We start from the raw sequence: 14,000 nt of genomic DNA, 5'->3' as shown, positions 1-14,000 counted from the left end.
ATGGGCAAAGAGCAAAAGAAAAAGATCTGCGGCTAATAGCTGTGCCCTGGTTGCTTACAAAAGTATATTTTTTGAAATATAAAACAAATCTATATCGATAATATGCTGTTAAAACGGGAAGAAATGCGGAATAACGAACGAAGCTGTGACCCAGGTGATAAGATTGAGCGGTGTGCCGATACGTAGAAAATCATTAAACCGATAGTTTCCGGGAGCATATACCATGGTATTGGTAGGGTAACTTACGGGGGTCATAAAAGTAAGGGAACAGGCAAACATCACCGCGATAAGAAAGGGCCTTTCACTAACGCCCATTGCAGAAGCCAGGCTTATAACGATAGGGGTCATCAGGGCAGCAGCGGCCTTGCTGGAAAGTACGTTTGTAGAAAGGAAGGTAATGAGATAGAGAAGGCTCAGGGTGATGCGCGGGTCGTACTGCCCCAGGCTCTCCTGTACCAGAAGCGCTATTTTTTCAGCTCCTCCCGTCTTTTCGAGGGCCGTTCCCATGGAGAGTACCCCGGCCATCATAAAGATCACTTTCCACTCCACGGCTTTGTAAGCCTCCTGCGGTTTCAGGGTGGCAGTGGTGATCAGCAGCAAAGACCCCACCATACTGCTGATGAGTATTGAGGTAAGGTCCAGGGCTGCGGTCAGCACCACACCCAGGGCAATGATAACAGCGGGAATGGCCTTTCTCAGGTTTACCCCGGTGGTTTTGTGTTCGGAAAGCGTTATGGCCAGTCTTTGGGCAGACAGGGTGTCCAGTTCTTCCTGTGACCCGAGGATGAGCAGCATGTCGCCTTCGAGGAGTTTGATCTCCGATAGCTTTTCGAGGACGATCTCTCCCCGGTGCCGGATGGCGAGTACGGACGATTTGTATTTTCTCCGGAAATTGATGGAGCGGAGAGAATTTCCTGCAAGCGAAGAGCCGAACGGGATAATGACTTCGTAGAGATTGCGTTCGTCTTTGTCGTTTTTAAAACCGTATTCCGAATAATCTCCCTTGATCTTATAGCCTTTTGCATTCCGTAAAGCATTCAGGGTTTCGGGGAGAACGATCACTTTCAGGATATCTCCTTCCCGGAGCATGGTATCCTGTTGTATGGTAAAAAGGTTTTTATCTCCCCTTCGAATACTCAGGACCTGTATGTTGAATTGATTGACCAGCCGGGTTTTGTGTATGGACTTTTCCAGGTCGGGGCAGTCCTGGCCTATCATGATCTCCGTGACATATTTTTCTGCCTCCTCGCTAAGTCCGGGGGAGGCTTCCCTGCGTTTTGGCAATAGTAGCGGGCCAATAAAAAGGATATAGGCAAAACCTACTGCAGCAAGGCATAGCGCCGCCAGGCTGAACTCAAACATGCCAAAGCCCTCCAGCCCGTATTTCTGGGCATAGCTGCTTACCAGGATATTGGTTGAAGTCCCTATCAGCGTACAGGTACCCCCGAAAAGCGCTGCAAAGGCAATGGGGATGAGCAGTCTGGAAGGGCTGATCTCACTCTCCCGGCACACCTTGAGGGCTATGGGGAGTAACAGGGCTACAACAGCCGAGTCGTTTACAAATGCCGAAAATACCGCAGCGGTAAGACAAAAAATGACCAGGGCAAAAAAGTAATTGATCCGGGCTAGCCTCACCAGTTTTGTGCTTAAGCCGTCCAGTAAGCCGGAATGAAATACTCCGGCGCTAACCACAAACATACAGCCTAGGGTTAGGGTTGCCGGGTGGTTAAAGCCGGAAAATCCTTCCTCAGGACTTAAAACCCCTGCCACAATGAACAGAGCCATGATCAGTATGGAGGTGGTGTCTATGGAAAAATAGTCCTTAACGAAAAGGAATATACCTATGGCAATGATACAGAGGGTAATGATAAGGTTAAAGTCCATAAATTTTGTAATTACGGGTAAATGATAACCTTAGTGTTATTATAGAAGTGTTTTTCGAGTTTTGCAGGAAGGTTGTCCAGGGTATTGATGTAAGAAACAGATCCCTTTCGGGCTGAGATCAGTACAAACAGGTCTTCAGGAGCCAATTGTTTGGAAAAACTGAAAAAATCTTCCTTGTTTTTAAAATTGTTGAACTTGTTGTTGGAATTTTGAGTGTTGAGTTTTGTGTGCTTGTCAATAGCCTTTTCCGTGTCTTCATTACAGCTGTATACGATTGGAATACTCAGTTCCTGCGCAAGTTTTGAAACCTTGTTAATCCATAATCCGAAGCCTTTTTCCAGTTCGGTCAATGGGGGGGCGGCAACAAATATCCTTTTGTGGTTGACCAGCGGTTTTTTAAGGTCGCATATAAAGAGCATTTTGTCTGTGTAGGTCAGAACATGCTCCATTTTTTCTCCGATGAGTTTATGTATAAAACCTTTTCGCTGCGGCCAGCCCAGTAAAATGATATTGGCCATGACCTCTCTTGCGGTCCTGGCAATTCCGCTGGATGCGTTGTAATCTATGGTGGCAATGACTTCTGTCTTTGTTTCAGAGGCGGCTGCATCTTTGGTAAAACTTTCCAGCTTATTCTTTGCTTTGGTCACATTTTTTTCAGCCTCCAGGTTATTAGGAACAACAGTGAGTATAAATAAAGGGTAATTGGATTTTTTGTCTTTGATGAGAATGGCAAATTCCAGGGCCTTGTCCATATTTAATGTATTGGCAATGGGCAAGAGAATGTGTTCGTCATATATTATGGAATCGTTTGGTATCTTAAACTCTTCATCCGAAGCAATGACCATTTGCTTGGCAGCTTTTTCCGTGACAAAGGAGGCTATAATACATGTTATTAATATTAAAATGATGGTTCCGTTTAAGATATTCTCATCCAGGATTTTGGCTTTATAACCGACTAATACAATGGCAAGGGTCGCAGCTGCGCGTGAGCTGCTCAGTCCGAAAATAAGTCGCCGTTCTGCCTTTGAGTATTTGAAAACGAGTTGTGTGAACCAGGCGGTAAGCCATTTCCCGAAAAGGGCTACGGTAGTTAATACCCCGGCTACTACCAGGGCTGCCGGTCCTTTTAGAATAACACTTACATCGACCAGCATTCCTACACTGATCAGGAAAAAAGGAATAAATAACGAATTACCGATAAACTCGATCCTGTTCATCAAAGCAGAGGAATGCGGGATAAGCCGGTTAAGGGCCAGTCCGGCGATAAACGCTCCCACAATGGATTCTACCCCTGCCACCTCGGCCAGAAAAGCAGCAAAGAAAACGACCGATAAAACAAAAATATAGTGCGAATGTTTTTCGTTCTCCATCTTGCGAAAAAACCATTTTGCAATTCTTGGGATAACCAGGAACATGATGGCGGAAAAAATGACTAATGAAACCCCCAGCTGGATCCAGAAAGATTGGTTTAATGAACCCTGACTTTCGGCAAGTATAATGGCCAGAATGATCAGGGCAGCAGTATCGGCCAGAACGGTGCCGCCGACCGTGATAGCCACAGCTTGGTTTTTTGATACACCGAGCTTGCTTACCACCGGATATGTGACAAGGGTATGTGTAGCAAGCATACTGGCAGTCAGAAAGCTGGAGTTAAAGTCAAGTCCCAGATAGTAATAACAAACGGGAAAAGCCGTGCCTAAAGGGATAACAAATGTGAAAAAGCCGAATAGAATACTTTTGTTCCTGTTGGCTTTAAATTCATTCATGTCGAGCTCCAGGCCCGCGATAAACATAATGTATAGCAAGCCTATTGTGGAAAATAAGTCCACTGCCGAGTTTTTGGCTAACAGGTTTAATCCGTAAGGGCCGATCAGTACCCCGGAAAGAATTAATATTATAATCCCAGGGATATTTAACCTTTTGAGCAATATGGGGGACAAAAGAATAATAAGCAACACCAGGGTAAAAGCGAGTACCGGATTTTCCAGGGGAAGTGTGAATTCGTGTAGCAAATGTTCTAAAAAACTATCCATAAATATATGCTAATATAAGCTAAATGGCGGGATCTTATACTTTTTAACATTGTCCGGAAAATTCCGAACCGGGGTTATTTGAGATAATGTACCTTATACCCGGGCTCCAATTCAATTCCGTAATGATAGATGTTCAACTCTCCTTCACCATTCTCGTAGAAAATAGGAAGGATATCGCCTTCCTTCTGGGATATTTGCTTCAAGAAGTCTCTGGAAGAGATATGTTCTGTTATTTCCGTAAGGATTTCCTCGAAGGCCTTGTTTTCCAGTTTGTAATCCCATTTGTAGGGATCTGTTTTCTTGGCAAAAATGGTAGAAGCGCCTATGGGGTCCAGCAGTTCTACATTGGCTCCTTCCGTAGAAGGTGTCAGGGAAACATATATGTTGGGGATGCCCATAGTCTCACTGGCCAACTGTGCTGCCAGTACGTTAATTTCACTGTTATTGGTGAGGCTTACAAAAGTGCCTGCCTCATTTCCGCCGGCTTCCATCAAGGTCTCTTCTTTAAGTGCGTTGCCCTGGATACATTTCAATCCGAGATTATTGGCCCGGACACAATTGTCGATATTAGAGTCAATCAGTGATAAGGGGGCCTTGTTGTTTAGCTTTTTTGCGATATAGAGCGACAGGGGTCCGGCTCCCAGAAAAAGGATACCTTTTTTTTCGGAAGAAGAAAGTACCAGTTCTCCACGCTTTCGCAGCCATGTGGTGGTCCAGGTAAGGAATACCGGGACCGTGGCTGTTGTAAAAATGGCCATGAAAACCAGGATGGAGAAGATCTCATTGTCTATAAAACCCAAACTCAGCCCGATACCTGCTATAACAATTTCCACGGCTCCGCGGCCGTTCATCCCGGTGCCCACTGTAATCCCTTCTCTCCATCCGTTGCCGCTGGGCAGATAGAAAAGGGCAGTGCCGAATATCTTGCCTACTACGGCTACAATCAGAATGACTATCAGTAAGGTGAGATTGTTTTGGAAAACATCGAAAGTCACATGATAACCCGCAGTAACAAAGAAGATAGGGGCCAGAAAGCCAATAGAAATATCGTAAAACACTTTGTTTAGCTCTTTGGAAAGTTTTCGGTTAAAAATACTTTCGCGTAAAAACAATCCTGCAATGAATGCCCCCAGAATAGAATGCAGGCCGGCAAGCTCTGCAAGTTCTGCAAACCCGATAGCAATGATAAGCATAATGGTAAAAAACAGTGTGCGGTTGGTAAAACCCGCTTTTTCCAGTTGCTTTCCGAGATATGGAAGGACGTAGATTCCCAGCAGTCCTGTTACTGCAAAGAACAATACGGCCTTACCGGTGACTACCAGTATTTCCAGGAATTCGATACTGCCCGCATCAGTAAAACTGATAATGCCTGCAAAGATGATCAGGGCCAGGGTGTCCGATATTAATGCTCCTGCCATGAGCACATGGGCAATACGGGTATTGAGCAGTTTCAGGTCTACCAGTATGCGCGATTTTGTAGCAAGGGAAGTAACTCCGACGGCAATGGCCACGAATAAGGCGCCCAGGTTGGAACCACCGAATCCCAGTACGGCATAATATCCTAATGCAAAGGGAACGATAAACCCCCCTATGGCAGCCAGTAAACCGGCCCAGGACGCCTTGCCCAGTTCCCGGAAATCTATTTCCATGCCTATGTAGAGCATCATCAGGAGCACACCTATTTCTGCCAGTACCGTAGTGGTCTCTGTTGGAGCCAGTACCTGTAATAGTGCCGGGCCGAAAATAATCCCGGCTATGAGTTCTCCCAGGATTGAAGGATAGCCTACACGGGTAGCAACAGAACCTCCTATCCATGCTACCACGAGGACTAAAAACAGATTAAGCAGTTCTAACTCCATATATTATAGTTATAATATAAACCTCCAGATATATCCGGACAGATTATTCTTCCGTATCCCCGTCGGGTTTGTAATAAAATTGTTTTAAGCTCTTTTTCAGTAATAAAAACCTGTATATGCCTATAATGAGGAATATAACACTGAGGATCAAAGATAATATTCCTAAATATTTAAGATTGTAAAAATCATCCAGCTGAATGAAGGTAATCCCCCCTAATACCAGGTATAGGAATGTCCGGATATAGGATAGTAAAGTCCTTTCGTTGGATAACCGGGTTCGTTCTACGGACAAATGATCCCTGAGTATGATCTCTTCATCCCGGTGAAAATCACGACCAAATCTCAGAAGTTGCATTTTTCGGAACGGGAGCATTTTTTTCATGGTTCTGAAATTAAGGGTTCGGTGGTGTTTTTAAAGAGAAGGTGGCCCTGCCAGGGTCCGAAAACCGCTCCGGGAGCAAAAACATTCCCGGACCCCGCTTCAGCTTTAAAAATAAATCAATATTTTATAATAGCCATACATTTACTTTTTAAATATCCGCCAAAATATAAAAATGTTAAAAAACACCCAATAAAATATGGGTTTTTGGCATTATCTACTGCGGTTTTCTTAATTTGCGGGCTATAAATGTGCCATCCCTTCGGGGTTGGTAGCCTCTGTTCAGTATTTAAATGTTGAACAAAAATCAAGATGTTTTGAGTTATACTTTATAATTTCTACACAATTCTCTGTGACCCTCTGTGCAATCTTTGTGTCCCTCTGAGTAATAACATATGGAGTACAGGAATTGGTACACAGAACCGCAGAGAACACACAGAGATGCGCAAAGTAAACTGAATGAACCTTGAACTTTGAACCTGAAACCTTGAACTCAATAGCATGCAATTATATCCGATAGAAACAGGAAATTTCAAGCTGGATGGCGGGGCCATGTTCGGTGTAGTACCCAAGTCCCTGTGGAGCAGGACCAACCCTGCAGATGAGAACAATATGATCGATATGGCTGCAAGGTCACTGCTCATCGAAGACGGAGACCGGCTTATCCTTATCGACACGGGGATGGGAAACAAGCAGTCCGATAAATTCTTCGGATATTATTACCTCTGGGGAGATGACAGCATCGACAGCTCTCTTGCCAAACACGGTTTTCACCGCGACGATATCACCGATGTATTTATGACCCATCTCCATTTTGACCACTGCGGAGGTAGTATACAATGGAATAAAGACAGAACGGGATATGAACCCGCGTTCAAAAATGCCAGGTTCTGGAGCAACGAAGCGCACTGGAAATGGGCCGTAACGCCCAATGCCAGGGAAAAGGCCTCTTTTCTCAAAGAAAATATCCTGCCCCTGGAAGAAAGCGGACAGTTGTGCTTTATGCCTTTGCCTTCCGAAAATTCCGGTTACCTCGAAAATTCGGAGCTGGGCTTCGATATCCTGTATGTAGACGGGCATACCGACAAACAGATGATCCCTCACCTTAAATACAAAGGCAAAACCCTGGTGTTCACAGCAGACCTTTTGCCTACCGTAGGGCATATCCCCCTGCCTTATGTCATGGGCTATGATACCCGTCCGTTGCTTACCCTCGATGAAAAAGCAAAGTTCCTGGGCAAAGCGGCGTCCGAAGAGTTTTTCCTCTTCCTGGAACACGATGCCCATAATCAGATCTGTACCCTGAAACATACCGAAAAAGGAGTCCGCCTCAAAGAAACATTTAAGTTTGATGAGGTCTTTAATTAAAAATTTCTTTTAACCTTATATAGCTCCCCCCCTTGAGGCGGTGTGCTGAACGAAGTCGAAGTAGGGGTAAGGGGGGTGTTCCCCCTGCTAAGACAAAAAAGTACAAAGTATAAAGAACATAGTACAAAGAACAAAAAATAAAAACCAAAGTAATAAAGTATACAGATAATATGAACCTATCAAGATCATTTCTATTTCCGGTTTCGGCAGCGTTGTTGCTTGCAGGTTGCGGAACTACGGCTATCGTATCCACGCCCATAGAGAATATAGACGCGGTGCCTTTAAAGGTTGCCGACCTGAATAATGATGAATTCAAGGCCTGGCCTCACGCCGACCTCATTGCAGACACCATCCCCGGGATGAGTGTAAACAAGGCCTACGAAGAGTTGCTGAAAGGGCGGAAAGGTGTAAAAGTGGTCGTGGGAGTGGTAGACTCAGGAGTAGACATAGAGCACGAAGACCTCAAGGATGTACTCTGGACCAATGAAAAGGAGATCCCCGATAATGGTATAGACGATGATGGCAACGGTTATGTAGACGATGTGCATGGCTGGAACTTCCTGGGTGATGCTCTTCACGAGAACCTGGAATACGTAAGGGTACTCAAAAAAGGTGATGATGGTTCCGAAACCTACAAAAAGGCTAAGGCCGAATACGAAAAAGAATATCAGGAAGCCCAACTGAACAAGACCCAGTACGAACAAATACTGCAAATGGTAAAGAATGCCGATGCTACCGTACAGGAAGAACTCGGAAAGGAAGATTACACCCGTGAAGACCTTGAAGGGCTCCCTTCCTCCGACCTGAAACTACTTCAGGCCCGGGGCGTCCTGACCAATGTCCTTTCCATAGACCCTTCGCTGAGCACTGTTGCAGAAGTAAAAGAAGAACTCAAAGAAGGGGTCGAGTATTTTTCCGATCAGCTCAACTACAACCTGAACCTCGATTTTGACGGCAGGGGACTCGTTGGCGATGACCCCGATGATATCAATGACACTGATTACGGTAACAATAATGTTACGGGGCCCGATAAGGAAGAAGCAAAGCACGGTACCCATGTTTCCGGGATCATTGCTGCAAGCCGGAATAACGGAAAAGGAATGAACGGTGTGGCCAACAATGTGGAGATCATGGCCGTAAGGGCAGTGCCCGACGGAGATGAGTACGACAAAGATATCGCCCTGGCCATACGTTATGCCGTAGACAATGGAGCGAAGGTAATCAATACGAGTTTTGGTAAATACTATTCTCCTCACCCCGAATGGGTAAGGGACGCCATAAAATATGCCGCCGAAAATGACGTACTTATCGTCAATGCCGCCGGAAATGAATCCAAAGATCTGGACAAGACCAATGTATATCCCAATGATGCCGTGGATAACGGCAAGGAAATATCCGATAATTTCCTTACCGTAGGAGCGTTAGATTATACCTATGGCCCGGAAATGATCGCCAAATTTTCCAATTACGGGAAAAACAATGTGGATGTCTTTGCCCCCGGTACAAAGATCTGGTCTACTATTCCAGACAATAAATACAAATTTGAACAGGGTACGTCCATGGCTTCACCCGAGGTGGCTGGGGTAGCTGCACTGATACGTTCGTATTATCCCGACCTTAGTGCATCCCAGGTCAAAAAGATCATCATGCATTCCGGCCTTGCCGCCAGGACCAATGTCATCCTGGAAGGCAACCCGGAAAAAAAGAAGCCTTTTACCGAGATCTCCAGGTCCGGAAGGATGGTAAATGCCTATAATGCCATCATTATGGCCGATAAGGTCTCGAGAAAGAAACTGGACCTGTAAAAACCATAAAAATCTTACAGATAACCGGTGTTCCCGGAAAAAAACTTAACTTGCCTGCCCACTATTTATAAATGTAAAAACGAACAAGTGAAAAAGTCCGGAGTCCGGAGTCCGAAGTCTTGCATACGGAGCAATTCTACTTCGGACTCCGGACTTCGGACCTCAAAGACAAACAAATGAAAAAGATATTTCTGGCATGTTCTGTTCTCCTGATCGTGTTTAAAGCAAATGCCCAGGCAAAACAGGAACACAACCCCTATTACTGGCAGCAACACGTCGACTACAAGATGGAGGTGGACATGAACGTGGAGAACTTCCGTTATGATGGAAAACAGGAACTCGTGTATACCAATAATTCTCCCGAGGTTCTGGATAAAGTGTTCTATCACCTGTATTTTAACGCCTTCCAGCCGGGAAGTGAAATGGATGTGCGTTTAAAGACCATTGCCGATCCGGACCGGCGGATGGTCACCAATAAAGGCACTAAAGAAGAACCAGATTACGAAAGCCGTATCGGGGTACTTAAACCAGATGAAACAGGCTATATAAAAGTACATTCCCTTGCACAGGACGGACAGCCCGTTACCTATGAAGTAAAAGGAACTGTATTGGAGGTAAAACTGGCCAAACCCATTGAACCCGGTGCATCTTCCAAATTTGTCATGAGCTTTGAAGGACAGGTGCCCCTGCAGATCCGCAGGTCGGGCCGTAACAGTGAGGAAGGTGTAGCCCTTTCCATGACACAGTGGTTCCCTAAAATGGCCGAATACGATTTTGAAGGCTGGCATGCCGATCCCTACATTGGCCGGGAATTTCACGGAGTATGGGGCAATTTTGATGTAAAGATCACTATTGATAAAGACTATGTCCTCGGCGGAACAGGCTACCTTCAGAACGGAGATGAAATAGGATATGGTTATGAGAAAGAAGGGACAAAAGTAAAACGCCATAAAGGAAAGAAACTCACCTGGCATTTCATAGCCCCCGACGTACACGATTTTGCATGGGCGGCTGATCCGGAATTTCTTCACGATACACTGAAAACACCAGGTGGAACAACCTTGCATTTTCTTTACAAGAACAACCCGGATATCGTTGAGAACTGGAAAAAATTACAACCCAAAACAGCTCAGTTGCTCGACTTTTACAACAAGAACATAGGCCCTTATCCGTGGAAGCAATACTCCGTAATCCAGGGAGGTGACGGTGGTATGGAATATGCCATGTGTACCCTGATCACCGGTGAGCGCAGTTTCGGAAGCCTGGTTGGGGTGACGGCCCACGAAATGGCACATGCCTGGTTCCAGCACCTGCTGGCCACCAACGAGTCCAAGCACCCCTGGATGGATGAAGGTTTTACCTCGTTTATTTCTGCCCTGGCCGAAAATGAGGTCATGGAAAGGAACAAACCCAATCCTTTCGAAAATGCATATCGAAGCTACTTTATGCTGGTGCAATCCGGTAAGGAACAACCCCAGACCACACATGGCGACCGCTATGCGGAAAACATGCCGTATTCTTTTGCCGCATACAGCAAGGGAGAGATCTTTTTGGCTCAGTTGGGATATATTATCGGGCAGGACAAGTTGATGGAAACCCTGCATCAATATTATGAGGATTTTAAATTCAAGCACCCTACGCCCAACGATTTTAAACGCGTGGCCGAAAAGGTGTCCGGGTTTAACCTGGACTGGTACCTGACTGACTGGACCATGACTACCAATACCATAGACTACGGTATTAAAGAGGTTGCCGAAGAAGGGAACAAGACGAAGGTAACCCTCGAACGTATCGGGCTGATGCCTATGCCTGTCGATGTGCTGGTGGTGTACAAGGACGAATCTTACGAGAGCTTTTATGCTCCCCTGCGCATGATGTATGGCGAAAAGGAAAACCCGTATCCCAACCTGAAGAGAACCGTTCTGCCAGACTGGGCATGGGCCTATCCTACCTATGAATTTACCATAGACAGACCTAAGAGCGATATAAAAGCTATCGTTATCGACCCGTCCGAGCTTATGGCCGATGTGGATAAGAGCAATAACGGAATAACCTATGAATAGTGGAAAAACTTCCCTTATTATATATGAAAACCTCTCGCTTTCGGGAGGTTTTTTCTATTTTTACAAAAAGATATCCGGATGAACCAGAGTTTCCCGAAAGCGGAAAAATTAAAGAGCAAAAAGCATATCGAACGGCTTTTTGCCGAAGGAAAGAGTATTTCTAAATTTCCGCTCCGGTTAGTATATTTAAAGACCGGTTTGCCGGAAGAAACAAGAATACAGGCCGCCGTTTCCGCCAGCAAGCGAAACTTTAAGAAAGCCGTAGACCGCAACCGGATAAAGCGGCTGCTCAGGGAAGCCTATCGCCTTAACAAGTACAGGATAACAGAGGAGACCGATGCTTCCTATGCCTTTATGATCCTGTATCTCGGCCGGGAGATACCGGAATATGAGAAAATAGACCATAAAATGAAACAATTACTGGCCCTCTTCCTGGAGAAGGAAACCGGTAAGAAAATATAAATAAGTCCGGCATGACGTTTTGTTCTGATTTTTCGGCTTCATTTGCCCACTGTAAAAAGGAAGACAATGACTTTTAACACTGCACTCTATACCGATCTCTATCAGCTTGCCATGGGGCAGGCCTATTACCTCAAAGGAAAACACCAGGTAGAGGCTTCTTTCGATTATTTTTACAGAAAAGCCCCCTTTGACGGAGGTTATGTACTTTTTTGCGGACTGGAAGACGCCCTGGAGTGGCTGGAGCAGGTTTCTTTTTCAGAGGAAGACCTGGATTATCTCCTGCAGGAAGGGTTTAACCCCGGTTTTGTGGATTATCTGCGCAATTTCAGGTTTACGGGCACTGTGCAAAGTGTGGCCGAAGGAGAGGTGGTCTTTCCCTTTGCCCCGATAATGACGGTTACCGGGCCCGTGGTAGAATGCCAGATCGTGGAGACCTTTTTACTGAACACCCTCAATTTTCAGTCGCTGATAGCCACTAAGGCCAGCCGCATCCGCTATATCTCGGGTAAAGACAGGACGCTAGCCGAGTTCGGGTTGCGCCGTGCGCAGGGATATGCAGGGCTGCAGGCTTCCCGTGCCGCTTTTATAGGAGGTTTTGACGCCACGTCCAATGTGCTTGCCGGAAAGACCTTCGGCATCCCGGTAACAGGGACCATGGCCCATGCCTATGTGCAAAGCTATGACGATGAGCTGACTGCCTTCAGGGACTTTGCCGAGACCCATCCGGATAACTGTGTGTTGCTGGTAGATACTTACAATACGTTGGAAAGCGGTATCCCTAATGCCATTACCATAGCTCATGAACTGGAACAAAAAGGCAAAAGGCTGATAGGGATAAGGCTCGACAGCGGAGATCTTGCCTACCTGTCTAAAATGGCCAGAAAAATGCTGGATGACGCAGGTTTGTCCTATGTAAAGATCGCCGCCTCCAACCAGCTCGACGAGCATGTGATCCGCAGCCTTAAAGAACAACAGACGGCCATAGATATTTACGGTGTAGGTACCAACCTGGTGGTAGGGCACGAGAATGCCGCGCTGGACGGGGTTTATAAATTGTGTAATTTTGAAGGGGAGCCCCGTATAAAAATATCCGAAAACCTGAAAAAGATGAACTTCCCCGGAGAAAAACAGGTCTATCGCTATTACAACGGCAAACAGGAATATATGGCAGATGCCATAACCTTTGCCAGCCTGGAAGCTCCCGAAGGTATGGCACATCCTTTCGAACCCCACAAGAGAATGCCGCTGGACCCCGCCAGGGCCAAACCGCTCCTGCATCCTGTAATGAAGGATGGCAAACGGCTTACCGGGGCTCGTGGAGTAAGAGAAATAGCCGCAGCGGCGACAGAAAACCTGAAACACCTGCCTGTTGAACACAAACGTTTCGATTTTCCGCACGTGTACAAAGTGGGGCTGAGCAGGCAGATTGAAGAACTGCGGAACAACCTCAAAGCCGAAAAACTGAAAATGATCAAATAATTTAGCCCGGCTACCGGAAAACTTTGAACCTTAAACCGATGAAAGCATTGCTAATAGTCGATGTACAAAATGACTTTTTACCAGGAGGAAACCTGGCCGTACCTCAGGGAGATGAAGTAATTCCGGAAATCAATGCCCTGCAACCCCGTTTTGACCTCGTTGTGGCCACCCAGGACTGGCATCCGCAGGGGCACCAGAGTTTTGCTTCTGCACATCCCGGTAAAGATCCTTTTGAGGTCGTCGATCTTCACGGGCTGGAACAGGTGCTCTGGCCGGACCATTGCGTACAGGGTAGTCAGGGAGCTGATTTTGCTTCTGCACTCGAAAAGAACAGGATAGCAGCGATCTTCAGGAAAGGCATGCACCCGGAAGTAGATAGTTACAGCGGTTTTTTTGACAATGGAAAAAAATATGTCACGGGGCTTGCCTCCTACCTTCGGGAAATGAAGGTCACAGAAGTGTATGTGTGCGGCCTCGCAGCCGATTATTGTGTGTACTACACGGCAAAGGACGCCCGGAATTCCGGCTTTGAAACCTACTATCTTACCGATGCTACCAGGTGTATAAGCCGGGATACTTACGAAAAAGCGATTTCCGATTTACAGCAAATTGGAGTACATTTGATAACAACTGACGAATTGTGATATGAAGCCAGGGCTCTTAACCGG

Annotated in this window: 10 protein-coding genes; 6 read left to right on the top strand and 4 right to left on the bottom strand. The window is 46.0% G+C overall.

Translation table 11 applies throughout. From position 1 onward, the window contains the following. Nucleotides 1-108 precede the first annotated feature (108 nt). From KN811_RS11765 to KN811_RS11750, 4 genes are all read right to left on the bottom strand, one after another. Nucleotides 109-1,884 carry an SLC13 family permease gene (locus tag KN811_RS11765; RefSeq protein WP_187963754.1) on the bottom strand — a complete coding sequence of 592 codons (1,776 nt, stop codon included), beginning with the start codon at nt 1,882-1,884 and terminating at the stop codon, nt 109-111. A gap of 11 nt (nt 1,885-1,895) precedes the next feature. Then, the gene (locus tag KN811_RS11760; RefSeq protein WP_187963753.1) at nt 1,896-3,917 is read right to left on the bottom strand and encodes a cation:proton antiporter; all 2,022 of its coding nucleotides are present in this window, start codon (nt 3,915-3,917) and stop codon (nt 1,896-1,898) included. A gap of 74 nt (nt 3,918-3,991) precedes the next feature. After that, a complete protein-coding gene (locus KN811_RS11755) occupies nt 3,992-5,776 on the bottom strand; it encodes a cation:proton antiporter (protein ID WP_187963752.1) in 1,785 nt (594 codons plus the stop codon). 43 nt (nt 5,777-5,819) lie between these two features. Further along, on the bottom strand, nt 5,820-6,158 hold the full coding sequence (locus KN811_RS11750) for a DUF202 domain-containing protein (protein WP_345725257.1): 339 nt from the start codon (nt 6,156-6,158) through the stop codon (nt 5,820-5,822). 498 nt (nt 6,159-6,656) lie between these two features. Here KN811_RS11750 and KN811_RS11745 point away from each other — a divergent pair, with 498 nt between their 5' ends. From KN811_RS11745 to pncA, 6 genes are all read left to right on the top strand, one after another. Further along, nucleotides 6,657-7,523 carry an MBL fold metallo-hydrolase gene (locus KN811_RS11745; protein ID WP_187963751.1) on the top strand — a complete coding sequence of 289 codons (867 nt, stop codon included), beginning with the start codon at nt 6,657-6,659 and terminating at the stop codon, nt 7,521-7,523. A gap of 170 nt (nt 7,524-7,693) precedes the next feature. Next, nucleotides 7,694-9,328: a S8 family peptidase gene (locus KN811_RS11740; RefSeq protein WP_187963750.1), complete on the top strand. Its 1,635-nt coding sequence runs from the start codon at nt 7,694-7,696 to the stop codon at nt 9,326-9,328. Nucleotides 9,329-9,504: 176 nt separating this feature from the next. Then, entirely contained in the window at nt 9,505-11,391 is a 1,887-nt protein-coding gene (locus tag KN811_RS11735) for a M1 family metallopeptidase (RefSeq protein WP_187963749.1), read from the top strand. Between the two features lie 78 nt (nt 11,392-11,469). Continuing rightward, nucleotides 11,470-11,853 (top strand): ribonuclease P protein component, encoded by a 384-nt coding sequence (gene rnpA, locus KN811_RS11730; protein WP_187963748.1) that lies wholly within the window; start codon nt 11,470-11,472, stop codon nt 11,851-11,853. A 66-nt stretch (nt 11,854-11,919) separates the two neighbouring features. Next, nucleotides 11,920-13,332 (top strand): nicotinate phosphoribosyltransferase, encoded by a 1,413-nt coding sequence (locus KN811_RS11725; RefSeq protein ID WP_187963747.1) that lies wholly within the window; start codon nt 11,920-11,922, stop codon nt 13,330-13,332. A gap of 38 nt (nt 13,333-13,370) precedes the next feature. Next, entirely contained in the window at nt 13,371-13,976 is a 606-nt protein-coding gene (pncA, locus tag KN811_RS11720; protein WP_187963746.1) for a bifunctional nicotinamidase/pyrazinamidase, read from the top strand. Nucleotides 13,977-14,000 lie beyond the last annotated feature (24 nt).

The sequence above is a fragment of the Sinomicrobium weinanense genome (assembly GCF_018863395.1).
Classification (GTDB): domain Bacteria; phylum Bacteroidota; class Bacteroidia; order Flavobacteriales; family Flavobacteriaceae; genus Sinomicrobium; species Sinomicrobium weinanense.
The sequence above is the reverse complement of the archived record's forward strand: the minus strand, read 5'-3'. Positions and strand labels throughout refer to the sequence as shown.